This is a genomic window from Sphingopyxis sp. PAMC25046, from assembly GCF_004795895.1.
In the GTDB taxonomy this organism is placed as follows: Bacteria; Pseudomonadota; Alphaproteobacteria; order Sphingomonadales; family Sphingomonadaceae; genus Sphingopyxis.
The window spans coordinates 1,125,566-1,146,828 of record NZ_CP039250.1 but is presented as its reverse complement, the minus strand read 5'-3'; the positions used below and the strand labels follow the sequence as shown (position 1 = coordinate 1,146,828).

Below are 21,263 nucleotides of genomic sequence, written 5' to 3'. Positions count from 1 at the left end.
AATCAGCAGCCCTTATATTTCCAGTTCCGATCCTTGCCCTCAGCGACCTGCGCGACGATCGTTTCGATGCGCTTGACGCGCGTTTCCTCGCGCTTCGCCTCGAGCACCCATTCGATATAGTCGCGGCGCTTGCCGGGCGAGAAGGCGTCCCAATGGCCTTGTGCCGCGGCATTGGCTTTCAGCGCCGCGCCGAGATCATCGGGCAGGTCGAGCGCGGCTTTGGGTTTCGGCGCCGCGCGCTTGGGTTTGCCTTCGGCGCAAAGCGCGGCCGCCTTTCGGATATAGTCCGCCATCTGCTTGTCACCCGGCAGGTCGGCGAGCGAGGCCAGGCGCCCCATGCTCCCCATCGCGCCGGTATCGCGCGGCGCGCCCGTCACCTCCTCGTCGCGCCAGAAGCCGAAGGTTGCATGTTCCTTGAACGCCGCCATGCCCGCCAGATTCTGGCCGTTCAGCACGAAATGCGGCACGCCCCATTTCAGCGTTTCTTCCACACCGGGCGCATATTCATGCACCAGTTCGCGCAAATGGTTCAGTATCGGCTGGGCGAAGGGCTGCCGCTTCGCGATATAATCGTCGACGCGCGGGTCGCGGCTCACCCCGCGTGCCTCGCGGCAACCAGATAGTTGAGCGCCTCGCTGCCGCCGAGCTTGAAGCCCTTGGCAGCCGACGGCGACAGGCCGATACGGTCGAGCACTTCCAGCCCCGCGCCTTCGAGCAATTTGGTCAGTTCCCCGGGCTTCAGAAACTGATCCCAGTCGTGCGTCCCGCGCGGCACCGCACCGATACGTTCGGCCGCCTCGACGAGCAGCAGCTTCGACAGCATCGTGCGGTTGGGTGTAGACAGGATCATAAGCCCGCCGGGCGCAAGCCGCGCTGCGAGTTCGCCGATGAAGGCCGCCGGATCGGTGACATGCTCGACGACCTCCATCGAGGTGACAAGATCGAAGGTCGCAGGCGGCAGCGCGGACAGTTCACCCGCGAAATAGGTGATCGAAAGCCCCTGTCCCGCCGCATGATCGCGCGCCGCGGCGATATTTTCGGGCGCCGCATCGACGCCGGTGACCTTCGCGCCCATTCGCGCGAGCGGCTCGGCGAGCAGCCCCGCACCGCAGCCAACGTCGAGCGCGCTGCGCCCGGCAAGCGCATGACGCTCGCGCGCATCGACCTGCCAATGCGCGTCGATCTGATCGCGGATATAGGCAAGCCGCACCGGATTGAGCTTGTGCAGCATCGCCGACGAGCCGTGCGGGTCCCACCAGTCGGCGGCAAGCGCGCCGAAATGGGCGGCTTCATTCGGATTGATCGTCGCGGCGCTCATGCTCAGCGATGTGGCACCGCGCCTTCCCGGGTGCAAGAAATTCTATCGCGCACATAGGTTCTCACGCTTGCCATCGCCCTCCCCCTTCCGTAACGACGCGAGCGCCGCGGAAATGCTTGGAAAAGTTGCGGCGGAAACCAGATCGGGAAAGCGGGGCGACATGGCGCGGATCGTGATGAAATTCGGGGGCACGTCGATGGCGGGCACCGAGCGGATTCGCACCGTGGCGAAGCTCGTCGCGCGCGAAGTGGCGCAAGGAAACGAGGTCGCGGTCGTCGTGTCGGCGATGGCGGGCGAGACCGACCGCCTCGTCAATTTCTGCCGCGAGGCGAACCCGCGCTATGACCCCGCCGAATATGACGTCGTCGTCGCGGCGGGCGAACAGATCACATCGGGGCTGCTCGCGCTGACCTTGCAGGCGATGGGTGTCCCCGCGCGCAGCTGGCTCGGCTGGCAGCTTCCGATCCGCACCGAGGAAGCGCACGCCCGCGCGCGTATCATCGACATCGACACCGGCGCGCTGACCGCCGCGATGGGACGCGGCGAGGTCGCGGTGATCCCCGGCTTCCAGGGCATGATGGACGACGGCCGCGTCGCGACGCTTGGCCGGGGCGGATCGGACACCAGTGCGGTCGCGGTCGCCGCCGCCGTGAAGGCCGAGCGCTGCGACATCTATACCGACGTCGACGGCGTCTACACCACCGATCCGCGCATCGTCGCGCGTGCGCGCAAGCTCGATTATGTCACCTATGAGGAAATGCTCGAACTCGCGAGCGTCGGCGCCAAGGTGCTCCAGACGCGCTCGGTCGGGCTCGCAATGAAGATGGGCGTGCGCGTGCAGGTGCTCTCCAGCTTCGTCGAGGGCGACGAGGCTCCCGCAAAAGGCACGATGATCGTCAGCGACGAGGAAATAGAGGAACATCAGATGGAACGGCAGCTGATCACCGGCATCGCCCACGACAAGAATGAAGCGAAGATCATCGTCACGCGCGTGCCCGACAAGCCCGGCGCGGTCGCGAACATCTTCGGCCCGCTCGCGGCGTCAGGCATCAACGTCGACATGATCATCCAGAACGTCGGCCGCGAAAAAGGCGAAACCGACGTGACCTTCACCGTTCCCGCCACCGACCTCCTCCGCTCGATCGACCTGCTCGAAGGCGCGAAGGACAAGATCGGTTTCAACCGCATCATCAGCGACGACAAGGTCGCGAAGATCAGCGTCGTCGGCGTCGGCATGAAGAGCCACGCGGGCGTCGCGAGCACGATGTTCCGCGCGCTGGCCGACCGCGGCATCAACATCCAGGCGATCTCGACCAGCGAGATCAAGGTCAGCGTGCTGATCGACGAGGACGAAACCGAACTTGCGGTGCGCGTGCTGCACACCGCCTACGGGCTCGACGCCGAATAATTACTCCGCCGCGAGCGGCTGCAATTCGCCGCTCGCGCGGCGGCGCAGCCGCGCCTGCGTGATGTAATGCACGACAGCGATGTGGACCGCGAACAGGCCGAATTTCGACGCCAATGGAAAGATACCGATGAACAGCGGCCACCAGGCGGTGAAGAAGAGCGCGATGACGAGGTTCAGCGCCGCGCTGGTGAACATCAGCGCCGCCCAGATCATCCCGAAACGATCCATGACGTCGCCGACGATCGCGAGCTGCTCGGGCGGGATATAGCGGCCCAGCCAGCCCTTGCGCAGCATCACGCTGCCGACGATCAGATAGACGATCGTCGGCTTTGCCATCACGAAGCGTGGATCGCCCGTGAACAAGGTCGCTGCGGCGGTGAAGAGCACCGAGGCGAGGCTGATCCATTGCAGCGCCGCGACCTTTTTGCCGCGCGCGAGTTCGTAACCGACGACCCCGAGCGCGACGACGGTGCCCGCGATCGTCGCGGGCACGATCCCTGCACCGGCGACCAGCAGCACTGCAAAGACGAGGATGCCGAGCGAGTCGAACAGCATCGGCCCGATGGCATAGAGCAAGGTTTTCATCCGCCTGTCCTTTCCGACTCAATGTTATCGACGTAAACATTGCGCGCGGACCGGATCAACGTCAAGGGAAAATTGACATTGTTAACATCGTTTGCGGTAAAACGTCGTGTCGCAGCGATCAGCTACAAAGCCTCACCTTCGCAAAAACAAGACCCGCCCCCGGGCCCATGTCCCCGAGGGCGGGTCGCGACCCGTCGTCTTGTGCAGCTGCTGCTGCCCGCGCGGCATGATGCACGGGCAGCGGCGCCAAGATCAGGCGAGGTCGAAGCGGTCGGCGTTCATCACCTTGGTCCACGCCTTGACGAAATCGGTAACGAACTTTTCGCCATTGTCAGACTGCGCATAGACTTCGGCCACCGCACGCAGTTCCGAATTCGAGCCAAAGATCAGGTCGGCCCGCGTTGCGCGCCATGTCTCTCCGCCGCCCTTGCGGTCGGTCGCGACATATTCCTGGTCGTCCGATCCGTCGACGGCCTTCCACACACTGGTCATGTCGAGCAGGTTGACGAAAAAGTCGTTGGTCAGCTGCCCCGACCGTTTGGTGAAGTGGCCGTGGCCGCGCTCGCCATGGTTGGCGCCGAGCACGCGCAGCCCGCCGACCAGCACGGTCATCTCGGGGACCGAGAGGCCGAGCAGCGAGGCGCGGTCGAGCATCATCTCCTCGACCTTCACCGCGAGCTTCTTCTTGCCGACATAGTTGCGGAAGGCGTCGGCCTCGGGCTCCATCACCGCAAAGCTTTCTGCGTCGGTCTGCTCCTGCGTCGCGTCGCCGCGACCGCCGGCGAAGGGGACCGCAACGCTGAACCCGGCATCCTTGATCGCCTTTTCCAGCCCGACCACGCCGCCGAGCACGATCGCGTCGGCGAGGCTCATCGAGCCGCGCAGGCCGTTGAGCGTGTCGATCACCTTGGCGAGCATCTCGGGCTCGTTGACTTCCCAATCCTTTTGCGGGGCCAGTGCGACGCGCGCGCCGTTGGCGCCGCCGCGATGGTCGGACTTGCGATAGGTACCGGCCGAGGCCCAGGCGGTCTTGATCAACTGGCTGACGGTGAGGCCGCTATCCGCGATCTTGGCCTTGACCGCGCTGACGTCGGCGTCCGATGGCGTGGTGCCGGCGGGGACCGGGTCCTGCCAGATCAGGTCTTCCTCGGGAACGTCGGGGCCGAGATAGCGGACCTTGGGCCCCATGTCGCGATGGGTCAGCTTGAACCAGGCACGGGCGAAGGCGTCCTTGAACGCTTCGTGATCGTTGCGGAACTTCTCGCTGATCGCGCGGAATTCCGGGTCCATCTTGAGCGCCATGTCGGCGGTGGTCATCATCGTCGGAACCTTCTTGGACGAGTCCCAGGCCGCGGGGGCCATGTCCTCTTCCTTCTGGTTCACCGGCTGCCACTGCTGCGCGCCCGCGGGCGAGCGGACCAGTTCATAGTCATAGTCGAGCAGGAGGCGGAAATAGTTCTCGCTCCATTCGGTCGGCGTGTTGACCCACGAACCCTCGATCCCGCTGGTGACGGTGTGCTCGCCGCGGCCGCCATGTTCCTCGCCGCTGACCCAGCCAAAGCCCTGCGCGACGAGATCGCCGCCCGCCGGGGCGTGGCCGAGCGTCGAGGGATCGCCATTGCCGTGCGCCTTGCCGAAGGTGTGGCCGCCGGCGGTGAGCGCGACGGTTTCCTCGTGGTTCATCGCCATGCGCTCGAACGTCGCCTTCATGTCGCGCGCCGACTGGAGCGGGTCGGGATTGCCGCCGGGACCTTCGGGATTGACGTAGATCAGGCCCATCTGGATCGCGGCGAGCGGGCCTTCGAGCTCGTGCATGCCATGTTCGGGAGCGATGCGGGTCTGCACGCCCTCATTCACCCATTTGTCCTCGCTGCCCCAATAGATGTCGCGTTCGGGCTCATAGACGTCGGCGCGGCCGCCGCCGAAACCGAACACCGGCCCGCCCATGCTTTCGATCGCGACATTGCCGGTGAGGATGAACAGGTCGGCCCAGCTGATCTTGCTGCCGTATTTCTGCTTGATCGGCCAGAGCAGGCGGCGCGCCTTGTCGAGATTTCCGTTGTCGGGCCAGCTGTCAAGCGGGGCGAAGCGCTGTTGCCCGCTATTGGCGCCGCCGCGCCCGTCGGCGGTGCGATAGGTGCCGGCCGCGTGCCACGCCATGCGGATGAAGAACGGGCCATAATGCCCGTAATCGGCCGGCCACCAGTCCTGGCTGTCGGTCATCAGCGCGTGGAGATCCTGCTTCAGCGCCGCATAGTCGAGCGACTTGAACGCTTCGGCATAGTCGAAATCGTCGCCCATCGGGTTGGACGCGCCGTTGGGGTTGAGGATCTCGGTCGCCAGCATTTCGGGCCACCAGTCCTTGTTGGTGCGGCCGAGCAGCGCACGGACGCCCCCGGGCTGGTGGACCGGGCAGCCGCCGGCGGAATCGATGGGGGTCGGGTCGTTCATGCAGTCTCTCCTCGTTTATCTGTTGTGGAATGCCGTATCGTGGCGCCGCGGAATGACGGGCGCATGACGCTAGCGACGGGGGTCGCTGGCGGACGGCCGGCATGGGCGGGCGTAGAGTCGATGGCGCCATCCTTTCGTTCTGACCGGGGAAGGATAGGCCGCGCTTCCCCATCGACATAACCGAATAAGCTGAATTCAGTCATCGAATGAACCGATCAAGCACGCGCGAGTTGCCGCAAAAAAGGGCGCCCATCCCGCACCCGCCACGCCCCGGCTACAGGGAGGAACATCTGCCTAGCCCGGGGGTTGATCCGGTGTCGCGGCATGATGGCATGGCACGGCAAAAGGAGATGGAAAGTGGCTAACAACCCCAACCAGCAGAACCAGAAGAACCCGCAGGCTGATCGCGACGAGGAACAACGTCGCCAACAGCAACAGCAGGGCGGCCAGGATCGCCAGCAGGGCGGTCAGCGGTCCGATCAGGACCAAGGCAAAAACCCGCAGCAGCGCTGACCACAGCCTGCATGAGAAAGGGCGGCCCCGCGGGGCCGCCCTTTTCATTTGGTGGGCGCAAGCGCGTTAGAAGCTGGCCTTGATCGTCCCGCCCCAAGTTCGCGGATCGCCCGGCAGGCCGGTAATCAGCCCCGTATTGCCCGGCCCGACGAAAAGCTGGTCGATATAGTTGCGGTCGAAGGCGTTACGGACCCACGCGAAGATGTCGACCCTGCTGTCGGCGCGAAACCCGGCGCGGAAATTCGACAGCGAATAACCGTCGACCCAGGTATAGGCGGAAGGCGTCGCGTTCGACGAAAAATTCGACCGATAGCTGCCGTCATAGCCGAGATAGAACTGCCCCGCCTCGCCGAAAAGCGACGAGGGCGCGTTGACCTCGGCGCCGAAGGAGAAGGCCCATTTCGACACGCCGGGCAGGCGCTGCCCCGAAATGTTGCAATTGGCAGGGCTGTTGCTGCCGCCCGAAAATTCGGGCGGACACGGCGCATCGACGAACCTTCCATATTTGGCGTCGGTATAGGCGCCGTTGGCATAAGCGCGGAACCGATCGCTCGGCCGGATCGCGACGTCGGCCTCGACGCCCTGCGTCCGCACCTTGCCTGCATTCGCCAGATAACCCCGCAACACGCCGAACTGACCATTGTTCACGTTCGCCTGATAATCCTTGATGTCGGTGCGGAAGATCGCGAGGTTGAAGGTCGCCCTGCGGTCCCAGAATTCGCTCTTCAGGCCCGCCTCATAATGATCGACCGATTCAGGCTTGATCGTCGCCGCGGCGAGCAAGGGGATGCCGGCGGCATCGCTGGGCACGCCATTCTGGTTGATCCCGCCCGATTTGAACGTCTTGGCATAGGTGGCATAGACGAGGACATCGGGCGTCACCTTGTAATTGACGGTAAGGTCGTAACTGAAATTCCAGTCGCTGAATTCGGGCGCATATTCCTGCGGCGAGAAGACCGCGAGGCGTGCGGCCGAAACCGGATCGGCCAGATCGCGCGTTATCGCCGACCCGTCGCCCGCAAAGACCAGCCGCTGATAATAGCCCTTCTTCTTGTCGTAATTCAGCCGCACGCCCGGCTGGATCGTCAGGCGGTCGGTAACCGTCCAACTGAGCTGCCCGAAGAGTGCTGCGCTGGTGTTCTTCAGATACTGGGTATTGCGCGCCGTCAGCCCGTCGAGCACGGTCTGGTCGTTCGACAAGGGGTTCGACGGGTTGATCGTCCAGCGGCTCGACGCGGACCCGTGCTGTTCGGTACCCTGCGTGTCGATGCGCTGATGAAAGACGAAGCCGCCGACGACAAAATCGAAGCGGTCGCCAGTGTAATTATAGCGCAGTTCCTGCGTATATTGATCCTGCTGCGACGGGTTCTGCGATCTGGTTACGATCGGCAGGCCGGTGAAGTCTCGGTCGTTTTCGGGCTGCCAGTCCCAATAGCGCCACGCGGTCACCGAGGTCAGCGTGCCCGGCCCGACATCCCATTTGACGCGCAGCGACGCGCCGCCGATCTCGTTGCCCGCATTGAGGTTCGCATCGAGGTCGGTGAGCCGGTCATAGGGATTATCGCTGGGGAAGGCATAGCCCTGCGCCGCGGCGAGCGCGGCGAACTGGCGGTTCAGCGGCCGCTGCGTCTCGCCGGTGCGGACGAAGACCGAACCGCAGCACACCGCCTCCTGCTTGTTCCAGTCGCCGGCGAGCGTGATGTCGAGATTGTCGGTCGGCCGCCAGAGCAATTGCCCGCGAATGCCGATATTGTCCTGGCTCTGGATATAGCGGTCGGTCACGACATTGTAGATCGTGCCGCGGCGGCTGGTCGAGGAGACCGCGATGCGCGCCGCAAGCTGGTCGGACAGTGGCCCCGAAATCGCAGCCTTCGCCTGCTTGAAATCGAGGTTGCCGATGCTGACCTCGGCCTTGCCTTCGAAATCGAAGGTCGGCTGATTGGTCGTGATGTTGATCGCGCCGGCGGTCGTATTCTTGCCATAGAGCGTGCCTTGCGGCCCGCGCAGCACCTCGATCTGCGCGACGTCGAGGAAGTCGAAGGTCGAGGAGGCGACGCGCGAATAATAGACGTCGTCGACATAGATGCCGACGCCCTGTTCGATCCCGTCGTTGGTCAGGCCGAACGGCGCGCCGATGCCGCGAATATTGACCGCGGTGTTGCGCGGGTTCGACGAATAGAATTGCAGCGTTGGGGTGAGCTGGGTCAGGCGGCCGACGTTGAAGCTGCCGGTATTGTCGATCTGTTCGCCGTCGACGACCGAGATGGCGATCGGCACGTCCTGCGCGGTTTCCTGACGGCGGCGCGCGGTGACGATGATCTCGCCGCCATAACTGCCGCCTTCGACCTGCGCAGCCTCATCGGCCAAGGCAGCGGCGTCAGCGTCGGCGGCAGCGGCAGGGTCCGCGGCAATCGCCAGAGCCAGGGAAAGCGTAAAGAGGCTGGCCGGAACGCGCCGGCGGACAGACGGATATTTTGCGGTCATGACAATTTCCTGTTGCAAGAAAATTGCCACATCCGGTGGTCCGGTCTGCGGCAGAGAGGTGGGGAATATCCCCGCTGGGAGTGGTTGAAATCAGTTGGGGTAGCGGTGCCGCTCGGTCACGTCGACCTGCACCAATCGTCCTTCGTGCACGGTCAGCTGGATCGCGCCGAACTTCAGCTTGTCGAGTGCGTCGAGCACCGTCTGGATGGCGCGGCGCGCCGGTTCAGGACCGCTTTTGGCGGCTTCCTCCGAGAGGCTCATCAACATTCCTTTCCCTTTTGGATTCGCCGCCAAACATATGCCAAGTGATTTAGTTGACAATGATTGATTTGCTTTCTGCGCCGAAAGGTTCGGTTGTCGCGCCCAATGGATTCACGCGTGCGATGGGACGACGAGCGCAATGACGCTAGGGATTGCGCGCGAGTCACAGTGCTGGCAAAGGCAGCCTCAATGAGCAAAATTAACGATCTGATGGCCCGCGGAACCGAACTACTCGGCAGCGACTATGCCATCCTGTGCGGCGCGATGAGCTGGGTTTCCGAACGTCACCTGGTCAGCGCGATCAGCAATGCCGGCGGCTTTGGCGTGATCGCGTGCGGCGCGATGACACCTGAGTTGCTGGACGCCGAAATCGCCGGGACCAAGGCGCTGGCGACGCGCAATTTCGGCGTCAACCTGATCACCATGCACCCGCAATTGTTCGAACTGATCGAGGTATGCGCGAAGCATAGCGTCGGCCATGTCGTGCTCGCGGGTGGTTTGCCGCCGAAGGGCAGTCTCGAAGCGATCAAGGCGTCGGGCGCGAAAGTCATCTGTTTCGCGCCGACGCTGGCGCTCGCCAAGAAGCTCGTCCGTTCGGGCGTCGACGCGCTCGTGATCGAAGGCATGGAAGCGGGCGGCCATATCGGTCCCGTCTCGACGAGCGTGCTCGCGCAGGAGATCCTGCCGGCGCTCGCCGACGAAGTGCCGATCTTCGTCGCCGGCGGCATCGGCCGCGGCGAAGCGATCGCCGCTTATCTGGAGATGGGCGCATCGGGCGTCCAGCTCGGCACCCGCTTCGTATGCGCCACCGAGAGCATCGCGCATCCCAACTTCAAAAAAGCCTTTATGCGCGCGTCGGCGCGCGAAGCGGTCGCGAGCGTCCAGATCGACCCGCGCCTGCCCGTCATCCCGGTCCGCGCGCTTAAAAATGCGGGGACCGAAGCCTTTACCGCGAAGCAGCGCGAAGTCGCGAACAAGCTCGACAAGGGCGACGTCGACATGATGGAAGCGCAGCTCGAAATCGAGCATTATTGGGCGGGCGCGCTGCGCCGCGCCGTGATCGACGGCGACGTCGAAAATGGGTCGTTAATGGCAGGGCAATCTGTCGGTATGGTATCCGAAGAGGAGAGCGCGGCAGCGATTGTCGCATCTCTGGTGCAACAGGCCGAAGCGGCGTTGCACGCGCGGGGTTGATGCCGCATGGTGATGCGGTTGGGGAGTGGATCATGAATTTGTCGCGTAAGATCATCGTAGCCGGTCTGCTGGCGAGCGTCGCCGCCTGTGCGCCGAAGCCGCCTCCGCCGCCTCCCCCGCCGCCGCCGCCGCCGGTCGTGATCACCATACCGCCGCGGCCGCTGCCTCCGGGCAATGCGTCGCTGACGCAGATTCTCCCCGGCCGCGGGATCGACGGGCGTTTCGTCACCGCGAACAGCGGCGTCACTGGCGACCGCGCCTTCTGGCAGCTCAAGATCGGGCTCAACGTCGCCGCCATCGGCTGCCGCGGCGTCGAGGAATCGACGCTGGTTTCAGCCTATAACAATATCATCAAGACGCACAGCAAGGTGATAAAGTCGACCGAGAAAACGGTGATCAAGGACCTTGGCAAGGAAAACAAGAATAACGGCATCGCGCCGCGCGACCGGCTGTCGACGCAGTTGTTCAACTATTTCGCACAGCCGCCCGCGCAGCGCGCTTTCTGTTCGCGCGCTAACGAGATTGCGCAGATCGTCTCGACGACGCCGACCGACCAGCTCGTCGAGCAGTCGCCCGCGCACCTCGCGCGGCTCGACGAGCCGTTCAAGCAATTCTACGAAGCCTATGCCCAATATCAGGCCGACGTGATCGCCTGGGACGCGAAATATGCGCCGCCGCCAGCGGTGATGACGACGCCGATGCCGGCGACGCCCATCGGTCCCGCCATCACGACCGGCACCACGCCGGTCGCGCCGACGACGGCCCCGGCCAGTCCGACCGGAAATCCCTGACGGTTTTTCGCACTTCCGGACAATAGAATAAACAATCGCGCGCGGGGTATTGGCGCATACGGCATCCGTCTGTTAGCAGGATTGCGATGACCAACGCCCCGCCCCCGCCCTCGTCGGCCGCCCAGTCGGCGCGCACCATATTGACCCGGCTGCACGAGGTCATGGCGTCGCGCATCAATGCGCAGGGCAAGCTCAATCAGGTCGTCGGCATCATCGGCGAATGCCTCGATAGCGAAGTCTGCTCGATCTACCTGCTGCGCGATGGCACGCTCGAACTTTATGCGACGCGCGGGCTGAAGCAGGAGGCGGTGCACGTCACCCGGCTCGGCCTCGGCGAAGGGCTGGTCGGCACGATCGCCGACCAGATCGAGACGCTGAACCTCGACGAAGCGGCGGCGCATCCCGACTTTTCCTATCGTCCCGAAACCGGCGAGGAGTTGTTCCACAGCTTTGCGGGGGTGCCCATCATCCGCCGCGAGCGCGCGGTCGGCGTGCTGTGCGTTCAGCATGCCGACCCGCGGCGTTACGACGATATCGAGATCGAGACGCTGCAGACCGTCGCGATGGTGCTGTCCGAACTGATCGCCAACGCCGACCTGGTCGACACCGCGGCGCGCACCGACGCCGCCGCCGCCGACCAGTCGGCGCAGCGGCTGAACGGGCAGAAGCTCGTCGACGGCATGGGCGCCGGGGTCGCGGTGTTCCACCAGCCGCGCATCACGATCGAGCACACGGTCGCCGACGATACCGAGGCCGAGCGCCACCGCGTCTACGCCGCCTTCGACAAGATGCGCGAGCAGATCGACCGCATGGCGAGTTCGGCCGACTTCGGCGTCGGCGGCGAACATGAAGAGGTCATCGAGACCTACAAGATGTTCGCCTATGACGAGGGATGGTCGCGGCGGATCAACGAGGCGATCGACAGCGGGCTGACCGCCGAGGCGGCGATCGAACGCGTGCAGCAGCGCACTCGCATGCGGATGCGCCAGATCGACGATCCGTTGCTGCGCGACCGCATGCACGATCTGGAGGATTTGTCGAACCGGCTGATCCGCATCGTGTCGGGGCAGATGGGCACCGCGGCGCAAATGGGCCTGCGGCAGGATTCGATCCTGATCGCGCGCAACCTCGGCCCGGCAGAACTGCTCGAATATGATCGCCGCCGCTTGAAGGGCGTCGTGCTCGAGGAAGGATCGCTCACGGCCCACGTCATCATCGTCGCGCGCGCGATGGGGGTGCCGGTGATCGGTCGCGTCAACGACGTACGCGCGTCGATCCGCGAAGGCGATCTGCTGCTGCTCGACGCCACCGCTGGCCAGCTGCACGTCCGCCCGACGCAGGCGGTGCAGGACGCATTCGACGCCAAGCTAGAGATTTCGCAAAAGCGCCGCGCCAATCTTGCCGCGCTGCGCGACCTCCCCGCCGTCACCAAAGACGGCGTGCCGATCGAATTGATGATCAACGCGGGACTGCGCGAGGATGTCGCGGCGCTCGACCTGACCGGTGCACGCGGGATCGGGCTATTCCGTACCGAATTCCAGTTCCTCGTGTCGGCGACCCTGCCGTCGCGCGACCGCCAGCAGCGGCTGTATCGCGACGTTCTCGATGCGGCGGGCGACCGGCCGGTTATCTTTCGCACCGTCGATATCGGCGGCGACAAGGCGCTGCCCTATATGAACGTCGGCGACACCGCGCAGGAGGAAAATCCGGCGATGGGCTGGCGCGCGCTGCGCCTGGCGCTCGAACGCGAAGGACTGCTCAAGGTTCAGGCGCGCGCGCTGATGGAGGCCGCCGCCGGCCGCACGCTTCACGTCATGTTTCCGATGGTGTCCGAGCCATGGGAATATGAAGCGGCGCGCAACCTCTTCGTCAGCCAGCGCGCGTGGCTTGCGAGCCACAACAAGAAGCTGCCGGTGGCGATCCGCTATGGCGCGATGCTCGAGGTGCCGGGCCTTCTCGAAACGCTCGACCTGATGCTGCCGCACCTCGATTTCCTGTCGGTCGGTACCAACGATCTGACCCAGTTCCTGTTCGCCGCCGACCGCGCGCACCCACGGCTTGCCGAGCGTTACGACTGGCTCTCCCCCGTCGTGATGCGCTACCTCGCGCGCGTCGTCCGCACCGTGTCCGGATCGAAGGTCGCGCTGGGCGTGTGCGGCGAAATGGGCGGACGCCCCCTCGAAGCCATGGCGCTGCTCGGCGCGGGCATCGAGCGGCTGTCAATCACGCCCGCCGGCGTCGGCCCGGTCAAGGCGATGATCCGCTCGCTCGACCTCGGCGCGCTGCGCGCCGACATGCCGGCGATCCTTGCCCAGCCTGCGGCAAGGCCCCGCGACCAATATCGCGACTGGGCCCAGCGGCATCAGGTCGATCTGGGCGACTAATAGAGTAGCCTCCCGGCTAGGATAGTCGATCACCGTAGGCCCGCAGCGTTTCGCGCGCAACGCGGTCCCAGCTGTAATGGCTCCGGCAGAATTCCATCGACCTCAGAAGGAAGGCCCGTCTTTCCCCAGGAGTCCACGACACGATCCCGTGAATCGCCGTCTGCCACCGGGATGCGTCGCCCGCGGTGACGAGTATGCCGGTGATGCCATCTTCAACGGCCTGCACCAAGCCGCCCGTCCGCGACGCCACGACCACACCGCCCGCTGCTGCTGCCTCGGTCGCGACCAAGCCGAAGCCTTCATATTCCCCCGATACGGGTTCTATATTCGGGACTACGACGCAACAAGCGCGCCGATAGGCCTCGACAAGCGCCTCGCCATCAAGGCTGCCCAGAAAATCGACACGCGGATCGTCGAATACCTGCCATTCGCTCTCGTCCCAGCCCGTGCCGGCAACCTTCAACCGAATATGCGACGGCAGGACGGGAAGGACATTCCGAACGAACCACGCGCATCCCTTTCGTTCGACCAGCCGGCCGGCGAACAGGATATAAGGGTCGCATTCGCCTGTCGGTGGCGGGCCCGCGAAATCGGTCGCAAGCGGGACGACCCGCTTTGTCCGCCACCCCGTTTCCGCAGCGACGTCGCGCGTCGCGTCCGAATTCGCAATGACCCCGGCCCGTCGCATCAAACGGGAGCCGGTCCGCAGATAATATCCATAGGCGCGCGGCCCGAACCCCCTGCGCCGGGGATAGGCTACGTCGGTGCCGTGCACGGAAATCACGACTTGCGTCCGCCAGGACCGCAGCTGCGCGAACAGTCCCAGCGGCCATAATGCGAGATCGCCGATGTGCAGAATGGCGGGCGGGCGGTGCCGGAGCAAAAGGCGCAAGGCAGAAATGAAGCCGAATGCCAGCAGTCTGATCGCGGTTGGAGGCAATCCGTTACGACGCCCGGGCAACGCCATCACTTGCACGGGCGCGTCGGAACAACGGACGAGAGCCTGCGTCAGCTTTACGGAATAGGTTTCCATGCCTCCCACTGCGGGAGGCCATTTACGGGTGAGGAAGAGAATGGAGCTCTCCGTCATATGCACAATCAGGCGGTTGCCGCGATCCAGAGCCTTGCCGCAAACCATCCGCCGAGGCCGGGCATAGCGGAAAGCGGATGCACGAGCTTGAGGATATTATAATGGGCAATGGTCTGGACATCGATCGCCGCGCGGTCGAAGCCGGCCGCAACCAATAGCGCGGCTGTCTGGTTGCCGTTGCGGACCGCTATATGTTCCGGAAACTGCGGAATGATGCCGATCTGCTTGGCGCGTTCCATGAAGAAATCGAGATTGGGGGTATGCAGGTAGAGGCGGCCGCCCGGCCGCAACGAGCGGCGGATGGCCGTATATATTTCGATAGCGAGCGCGTCGTCGACATGCTCGGAAAAATCGAGCGTCGCCGCCACGTCGAAATGCCCGGGAAGACGGCCACAAAAGTCGCGGATATCACAGCAGTGAAAGCGGTAGTTGCTACAGCCTTCGCGCTCAGCCCACGCATTCGCCGAGGCGATGAAGTCAGGGGAAAAATCGACCCCGTCATAGGTGCGATATTTGCCGCCGAGCGCATGGAGCAACATACCGTTGCCGCAAGCGAAATCGGCTACCTTCGCATCCTCGGCGACTGCCATTCGACGGACGAGGTTGCGCACCCGGTGTAAGGGTTTGGCGTTGTAGCGCTCGACATAATCGCCGCTGTGAAGCGCGACGCCGGGATCGAGCGCTTTTTGGTCGTCAGCGTTCATTGTCCTCCCTTTCCTGCGCCACAACGCCGCGCGTTCCTGCCGATCGCAGGGACGTGCCAATTTCGGAGCCGAGCGCGAGAACGGCGCATCCGCCGATACAAAAAAGGCGGTCGATGCCGACGGCCAGAAATGCGATTCCCGCCGGATAGTCGCTTGCGGTCGCGGCAAGCGCTGCGAGGGATTCGCTTATCCCCAACCCAGCCGGAGCCACCGAAGAGGCCGAGCCGAGCAATATGGCAAGAACGAAAGGAAATGCCTGCAAAACACCGATCGGCATGTGCAAGGCCGCAAAAGCGAACGTCAGGCGCAGCGCGGTAAGAAGAATGCCGGCTATGCGATGCGCCAGCGTTTGCAATGCGATCGCAGCGCCGGCGATCGACCATAACCATAGAAATATCGCGCCGCCGACGAGACCCCCGATCGACAGCAGCGGCATCGCGAACCGGGCCGAAACGGGCAGCAATGTCAGCCCGGCGGCGAACATGGCGAGCGATATCCATAGGATAGCGGTAAAGATGACGAGCGCCGAACTACGCCGCGGGGCGGACCCCGCCTGGATCAATGCGCCCGCGCGAACCACGGCTCCCCCGGGCAGCGGGAGCATCTCGGCAAGATAGGCATAGGCCGAAATCCCGGTCGCCCTGCCGACCGGCATCGAGAGGCCTGCGCTTCGGGCGAGCAGCCACAGCCCTATCCCGCCATAAACCAGGGACGGAAGAATCAGACCGGCGAGGATCAGGAGCGGCGTCACACGCAGTTGGGTCGGCGAAATCGGAAGCGTGCTGAAAGCCCAATATGTGCCCGCGAAGAAAAGCCCCCCGGCGACCAGCAACAGGGGAACCCGCCAGCGGCGGCGCGACCGCGCAAGCACCGCAAGCCTGTCAAATAGCGACACCAAGCATTCGTCCAGTCTCTGCGACAGGGGAATAGCGGTCATAGCTGCACTTTGCCGTCAGAGGACATGCGGGTCCGGGTGATCATCAAATCTCGTCTATGGTAAATAAATCGAAAATATTGACGTTTACTAAATGCCGCCGCAGCGCGTCGAAACTGCCAAGGTTCTTTGGCGCCTAATAGACGGAATACATCAATCCCTCCGGCCAAGCGAAAGCCGGCCGGCCCAGATGATCGCCCCAGCGGAGGACCGCGGCCGAGGTCCGGCCGCCGCCGATCACATGCTTCCCGCGCGACAGGCGGACAAGATTTCCGACGGCATGGCGATGCCCGTCAATCGCTACGGGCCCGCCTTCGACCGTGTAGATGCCGGGCACTCCGACATGAATGACGAGCTCGGCATCGCCCGGTCGAATAGCTTTGCCGGCAACGAACACCCGTCCCCAATGCGGAATATAATTCTCGCGCAGGATCTTGTCGTCTGCCGGGTGAAGGTGGCTGTCGAAATTTGTGTCGTAGAAAATGCCCCGCAGAACCACATTATTGGCCAGAAGCATCGGGACCGGCTCGGCCTCCAGCGCATCGCTGAAAATCGGTTCGCCTGACCGGTAATAATTATCCAGCGCCCATCCGCTGGCGAAGTGATTGACCGCACGCGGAAAATTTCCCGCCATCCCGCTGTTGTCGATGTAGGCGACGGGCACGGGAAATATCGTCTGGATGCCGGTCTGGATCGCCCGCTGACGGGACAGCACGTCCCGGTCCTGGCCCAAGGACAACAATAGCGAGCCCGCGAGCGGAAGAAACGAAACCGTGACCACCCCGTAGCGCCGCCGAAGCCAGCCCACCACTGGCGCGATGGCGACTGCGGCAGGGGGCAGGATGAAGGCGAAATGATAGGGAAAGGCGTTGCGATAGATCACCACCGTCGCCAGCGGCGCGAGAAGCGAGAGAAAGAGGATGCGCTCCATCCACTCGCGACCCGGCCAGCAGGCATGAAGGATCGCCGCGAAGATTGCGACCGACAGCAGCGGGGCGAAGACGATCTGCAGCGCGAGCCAAACCCCTTGGGGAAAGACGCCGCCCGAAAACATGCGGTCGATCGAAGCGCGGCCCAGATCGCCGATGTCGCGCAAAGCGCCGACAAGCCCGGTCGCCGGCAGATGCGGGGCCAGCCAAAGCAGCGCCAGGCCTGCCAGAACGACCAGAATAGCTGTGCTCGCGAGCGCCCGGCGGTGGCTCGGCCGCTCCAGCCGGAACAGCAGGACGCCCAGAAAGGCGGGCGCATAAAGCACTGCCTTGATCGTCGAAACGAAGGCCAGTCCGACAAGCAAAAGGATCAAGGCGATGTTCCTGCCACGCAGCGGACGGCAGAGGATCAGCCACAGCGCCGCCATCAGCAGCGCCGCCGCGATCATGTCGGCGCGCAGCGCGAAGGCGTGCAGGAACACATAGCCGCCGGTCATATATATAAGGCTGCACAGCAGCGCCGTTTCGCGGTCGGCGAAACGGCGCGCCATTCCCGCGATCGCGGCGATCGTGACGATTTCGAACGGAAGGATCAGAAGGCGGATAAGCTGGATATGGTCGATATTGTCGCCGGGCAGCGCGGGCACCCAAAAGAACAGCGCGACAAAGGGCGCCTGCAGCCACGGCGCCGGACGCCCGAGCAGATGCTGGTGAATCTGGCTGAAATGGAAAAATTCGTCCCAGTTCACGCTTTTGGAAAAAACGAGTTCGACCTGGAGCAGCAGCACGAGGGCCAGCATCGCATATAATAGCTGCGCGGCGGTCGGGCGAGGCAGTCTCGCCGCGAAACCTCGCCGATCGGCCGCCGCTGCCATGGTTAGCGTTCGGCCCGACGCGTGGTGCGCGCCTCGCCGGGCACCGCATCGGCAGCGCCGCCGTTCGCAGCGTCCAGATGCGCCTCGATCTTGTGCAGACGGACGAGACCCGCCTCGATCAACTTGCGGTTCGCGGCGATCAGGTCGGCGAGGAGGCCCATCACCGCGACCATCGCGCCGAGCACGAGCAGCGCCCCGCCGATGACGAGCGACTGGACATGGCCATCGCCGCCGCCCTGCAAGAAAAAGATCAGGAAACGGACGATCGGCACGACGCCGACGAAAGCGATGGCCGACCCGAGGCCGACGAAGGCGCGCAGCGGGTTGTAGGTCGTGTAGGCGCGCGCCATCGTGATGCCGGTGTTGACGATGAAGCGCGGGATCGATTTGAACAGGCGCGAGGGGCGCAGCGTGGCGTTGGTACGGATCGGCACGCTCAGGATCGAAAGCCGCTTGCGGCCGGCCTGGATCAGCATGTCCGTCGTATAGCTGAACTCGGTCGTGATGTTGATGCGCTGCGCCGCCTCGCGGCTGATCGCGCGAAAGCCGCTGACCGCGTCGGAGACCTGCACATTGGCGAGACGCTGGACCACCCGGCTGCCCAGTTCCTGCAGCCGACGCTTGACCGGGCCGAAATGCGCATTGTCGGCGACGCCGCGGTCGCCAACGACGATATCGGCGCGCCCGTCGAGGATCGGCGCGACGATCCGGGCAATATCCTCGCCGACATATTGACCGTCGGCGTCGGTGTTGACGATGATGTCGGCGCCCGCCGCGAGCGCGGCATCGATACCCGAACGGAACGCCGCGGCGAGACCGCGGTTGGTGCGGTGGCGCACGACATGATGCACGCCCCACATGCGGGCGACCTGCGCCGTATTGTCGGTGCTGCCGTCGTCGATGACGAGGATTTCGATCGCGTCGATGCCGTCGATCTTGCGGGGCAAGGCGGCAAGGGTAGCGGGAAGATCTTCGGCCTCGTTCAGGCAGGGAATCTGGATGACGAGCTTCATCGTGCCGTTCCTCGGCTCGGCGCCTGCTTGGCCGGTTCGCTCCGATCCATGGAAATTCCCCAAAATCCGTGTCTCCGCGGCTTAGGAGCTTGTGGTTAACATCACGCTAATGCTTACCTCTCGCGTCATTGCCGAGGCAAATATGTTTATGATATGTTCCCATCGATTCCATAAGGAGAGAGAGATGACCGACCAAGCCCCCCGTGCCAGCGGCCAGTGCCATTGCGGCCAAATCCGCTATTCGATGAGCACCGCGGTGCAGCATCATGCGCTGTGCCATTGCAGCGATTGCCGCCGTCATTCGGGCGCACCGCTCGTCGGCTGGGCGCTCGTCGGAAACGACGAGATCGAGATCAGCGGAACCGCGAAAATCTATGCGTCGTCGGAGCATGGCCGCCGTCATTTCTGCGGCAATTGCGGCACCGGGCTCTTCTATACCAACGAGGCGATTTTTCCGGGACAGATCGACGTGCAAAGCGCGACGCTGGACGATCCCGACCAGATCCCGGCACAGGCGCAGATCCAGACCGCCGAGCGCATCGGCTGGATGGAGAAGCTGGGTGACCTGCCCGCCTTCGAACGCTACCCGCCCTTCGAATAGCGGCGGTCATTATCGTCGTCGGCGACGACCGCCGCGACGAGCTTCGCGATGTCAAGCCGGGTCTTGCCATCATCATAGCCCTGACGAACGATCACGAGCGCGCGCGACGGGATGACGATCAGATATTGGCCGCGGTTTCCAAAACCGCCGAAGGCGTCGGCGGGGATGCCTTCCGACTTGTCGAGCAGCCAGAAACCGGCGCCATAGCCGAAATCCCGGTCGGGCTGCGGACCGCTGGGCGTCGTGACGAAGCGCCGCCAGCCTTCGGGAAGAAGGCGTTCCCCCTGCCACACTCCATCATTCTGATAGAGCATGCCGAGCCGCGCGAGGTCGCGCGCGCTGGTCCACACCTGGCTCGACAGGATATAATTACCATCCTTGTCATGCTCGGCGAAGGTGCGCGTCATGCCGAGCCGGTCGAAGAAGGCGGCGGGATCGAGCGGCGTCCCCGCCTTTTCGAGCGCAGCCTTCAGCGACAGCGTCGCGAGCAACGTATCGTTGTTGGCATAACGATAATGCGTATTCGGCGGATTGAGCAGCGGCCATTGCGTCGTCCACTGGCGCACCGATGCGCCGCCCATATAGATGGCGTCGGTGCGGTTGCCCGCGGTGTCGCTGGTGAGGCCGCTCGCCATGCGCATCAGTTGTTCGGTGGTGATCGCGGCGCGCGGGTCGCCGGGGGACGTCCATTCGGCGATCATGGCAGGCTTCGTCACGTCGATCCGACCCTTCAATACCGCGTGCCCGATCAGCGTCGCGGCCATCGACTTGGCGACCGAGAAAGTGCGCTGCGCGGTGTGAATATCGTGGCCGCCCCAATAGCGCTCAAGCGCGATGCGGCCGTTCTTGACGATCAAAATCGAACTGGTGCGGCCGCCGAAGCGCGCCATATCTGCCGTCGCTTGCTCGAACTTCGTCTGCCCCTTGGAAGCCGGCCAGCGCGCGCCCGCGTCGCCCATCGGCCAGGGCTGGGCATCGAGATCGGGGCGCCGTTCGACCGGCTGGCCCGCCGGCCGGGACTCCGCGCCGATCGGCAGCGTGACACATCCTTCGCGCCCGCGCCATTGGGCGATGCGCGGCGGCATGTCGTCGCGATAGCGCACGCTGACGCGTTTCGTTTCCTCGTCGACCTCGGCCCTGAGCGAGCGAACGTCGGCCTCGATCTCGGGATAGATGTTGGTGAGTTCGTCGCGCTCGATCGCCGCGAGCGACTTTCCGGCACCGTTCCACAGCGACGAGCAGGTAAAGGCGGCGCGATAGCCCGCCGCCCAGGCGCGAGCCAGTTCGGCATCGGGCTTCGGCGCCTGCGCCGCCGCGGGCGCCGCACCCGCAAGGAGCGCAGCCCCGAACAGGCGCAACAGGTCAGGGACGATCGCCAAACGCCTGCCGCTGCGCCTTTTTCGCGCGATCCCACCAGGCACGACAGAGGACATCGGCGACGCGTTCGGGGTCGTCCGATCCGAAACGGACGAGCAGCGCGTGCCACCCTTGGTAATGCGGGGTCTGCCAGAAGGTATCGGGATCGGTTTCAAGCAGGATTTCCTTTTCGTCGGGCTTGCACATGACCGCAAAGCTGCCGGGCTCGCGCCCGGGCGAAGCGAGCGCCTTGCCGTTGAGCTTGGGACAGGGAGTGCCATAGAAGGAAAGCATCTCGACATCGGGAAGCGCGCAAGCGAACGCGACCACATCGTCCCAGCTGTCGAATTTCAGCGCCATCTTGCCGGTGCA

Annotated in this window: 19 protein-coding genes; 6 read left to right on the top strand and 13 right to left on the bottom strand. The window is 64.3% G+C overall.

All coding sequences use genetic code 11. From position 1 onward, the window contains the following. Positions 1-2: 2 nt before the first annotated feature. Together E5675_RS05305 and ubiG are read right to left on the bottom strand one after the other, a co-directional pair. Positions 3-596, bottom strand: a complete 594-nt coding sequence (locus E5675_RS05305; protein ID WP_136173663.1) for a YdeI/OmpD-associated family protein — start codon at positions 594-596, stop codon at positions 3-5. After that, positions 593-1,318 (bottom strand): bifunctional 2-polyprenyl-6-hydroxyphenol methylase/3-demethylubiquinol 3-O-methyltransferase UbiG, encoded by a 726-nt coding sequence (ubiG, locus tag E5675_RS05300; RefSeq protein ID WP_136173662.1) that lies wholly within the window; start codon positions 1,316-1,318, stop codon positions 593-595. Before ubiG ends, E5675_RS05305 begins: the two co-directional genes overlap by 4 nt. Before the next feature lie 160 nt (positions 1,319-1,478). Between ubiG and E5675_RS05295 the strand changes: the two genes are divergently transcribed. Next, positions 1,479-2,726, top strand: a complete 1,248-nt coding sequence (locus tag E5675_RS05295; protein WP_136173661.1) for an aspartate kinase — start codon at positions 1,479-1,481, stop codon at positions 2,724-2,726. Here E5675_RS05295 and E5675_RS05290 read toward each other — a convergent pair whose 3' ends face one another. Both E5675_RS05290 and katG read right to left on the bottom strand, forming a co-directional pair. Beyond that, positions 2,727-3,311, bottom strand: coding sequence for a septation protein IspZ (locus E5675_RS05290; RefSeq protein WP_136173660.1), 585 nt, complete (start codon positions 3,309-3,311; stop codon positions 2,727-2,729). Between the two features lie 252 nt (positions 3,312-3,563). Further along, positions 3,564-5,762, bottom strand: coding sequence for a catalase/peroxidase HPI (gene katG, locus E5675_RS05285; protein ID WP_136173659.1), 2,199 nt, complete (start codon positions 5,760-5,762; stop codon positions 3,564-3,566). Between the two features lie 357 nt (positions 5,763-6,119). Between katG and E5675_RS21410 the strand changes: the two genes are divergently transcribed. Continuing rightward, positions 6,120-6,275 carry a hypothetical protein gene (locus E5675_RS21410; protein ID WP_161786561.1) on the top strand — a complete coding sequence of 52 codons (156 nt, stop codon included), beginning with the start codon at positions 6,120-6,122 and terminating at the stop codon, positions 6,273-6,275. 66 nt (positions 6,276-6,341) lie between these two features. On the opposite strand, the gene E5675_RS05280 is transcribed toward E5675_RS21410, so the two are convergent. Together E5675_RS05280 and E5675_RS05275 are read right to left on the bottom strand one after the other, a co-directional pair. After that, the gene (locus E5675_RS05280; RefSeq protein WP_136173658.1) at positions 6,342-8,759 is read right to left on the bottom strand and encodes a TonB-dependent receptor; all 2,418 of its coding nucleotides are present in this window, start codon (positions 8,757-8,759) and stop codon (positions 6,342-6,344) included. A 90-nt stretch (positions 8,760-8,849) separates the two neighbouring features. After that, positions 8,850-9,020: a YezD family protein gene (locus E5675_RS05275; RefSeq protein WP_136173657.1), complete on the bottom strand. Its 171-nt coding sequence runs from the start codon at positions 9,018-9,020 to the stop codon at positions 8,850-8,852. 189 nt (positions 9,021-9,209) lie between these two features. On the opposite strand from E5675_RS05275, the gene E5675_RS05270 reads away from it, so the two are divergent. The 3 genes from E5675_RS05270 to ptsP all read left to right on the top strand — a co-directional run bounded on the left by E5675_RS05270 (position 9,210) and on the right by ptsP (position 13,389). Next, positions 9,210-10,214: a nitronate monooxygenase gene (locus E5675_RS05270; protein WP_136173656.1), complete on the top strand. Its 1,005-nt coding sequence runs from the start codon at positions 9,210-9,212 to the stop codon at positions 10,212-10,214. A gap of 32 nt (positions 10,215-10,246) precedes the next feature. Then, on the top strand, positions 10,247-11,005 hold the full coding sequence (locus E5675_RS05265) for a hypothetical protein (protein WP_247594796.1): 759 nt from the start codon (positions 10,247-10,249) through the stop codon (positions 11,003-11,005). Between the two features lie 86 nt (positions 11,006-11,091). Beyond that, positions 11,092-13,389: a phosphoenolpyruvate--protein phosphotransferase gene (gene ptsP, locus E5675_RS05260; protein WP_136173655.1), complete on the top strand. Its 2,298-nt coding sequence runs from the start codon at positions 11,092-11,094 to the stop codon at positions 13,387-13,389. Positions 13,390-13,405: 16 nt separating this feature from the next. On the opposite strand, the gene E5675_RS05255 is transcribed toward ptsP, so the two are convergent. The 5 genes from E5675_RS05255 to E5675_RS05235 all read right to left on the bottom strand — a co-directional run bounded on the left by E5675_RS05255 (position 13,406) and on the right by E5675_RS05235 (position 18,934). Beyond that, positions 13,406-14,422, bottom strand: a complete 1,017-nt coding sequence (locus E5675_RS05255) for a glycosyltransferase family 4 protein (RefSeq protein ID WP_168707796.1) — start codon at positions 14,420-14,422, stop codon at positions 13,406-13,408. Positions 14,423-14,487: 65 nt separating this feature from the next. Continuing rightward, positions 14,488-15,183: a class I SAM-dependent methyltransferase gene (locus tag E5675_RS05250; protein ID WP_136173653.1), complete on the bottom strand. Its 696-nt coding sequence runs from the start codon at positions 15,181-15,183 to the stop codon at positions 14,488-14,490. Beyond that, complete coding sequence (locus tag E5675_RS05245) at positions 15,173-15,667, bottom strand: hypothetical protein (RefSeq protein WP_136173652.1); 495 nt, start codon at positions 15,665-15,667, stop codon at positions 15,173-15,175. The genes E5675_RS05250 and E5675_RS05245 overlap by 11 nt, the downstream gene beginning before the upstream one ends. A 586-nt stretch (positions 15,668-16,253) precedes the next feature. Then, the gene (locus E5675_RS05240) at positions 16,254-17,846 is read right to left on the bottom strand and encodes a glycosyltransferase family 39 protein (RefSeq protein ID WP_168707795.1); all 1,593 of its coding nucleotides are present in this window, start codon (positions 17,844-17,846) and stop codon (positions 16,254-16,256) included. A gap of 77 nt (positions 17,847-17,923) precedes the next feature. Next, positions 17,924-18,934 carry a glycosyltransferase family 2 protein gene (locus E5675_RS05235; RefSeq protein ID WP_136173650.1) on the bottom strand — a complete coding sequence of 337 codons (1,011 nt, stop codon included), beginning with the start codon at positions 18,932-18,934 and terminating at the stop codon, positions 17,924-17,926. Between the two features lie 184 nt (positions 18,935-19,118). Between E5675_RS05235 and E5675_RS05230 the strand changes: the two genes are divergently transcribed. Beyond that, positions 19,119-19,535, top strand: coding sequence for a GFA family protein (locus tag E5675_RS05230; protein WP_136173649.1), 417 nt, complete (start codon positions 19,119-19,121; stop codon positions 19,533-19,535). On the opposite strand, the gene E5675_RS05225 is transcribed toward E5675_RS05230, so the two are convergent. Both E5675_RS05225 and E5675_RS05220 read right to left on the bottom strand, forming a co-directional pair. Further along, entirely contained in the window at positions 19,517-20,914 is a 1,398-nt protein-coding gene (locus E5675_RS05225; protein ID WP_247594795.1) for a serine hydrolase, read from the bottom strand. The genes E5675_RS05230 and E5675_RS05225 overlap by 19 nt on opposite strands. Further along, positions 20,898-21,251, bottom strand: a complete 354-nt coding sequence (locus tag E5675_RS05220; protein ID WP_136173647.1) for a hypothetical protein — start codon at positions 21,249-21,251, stop codon at positions 20,898-20,900. Before E5675_RS05220 ends, E5675_RS05225 begins: the two co-directional genes overlap by 17 nt. Between the last annotated feature and the right edge of the window lie 12 nt (positions 21,252-21,263).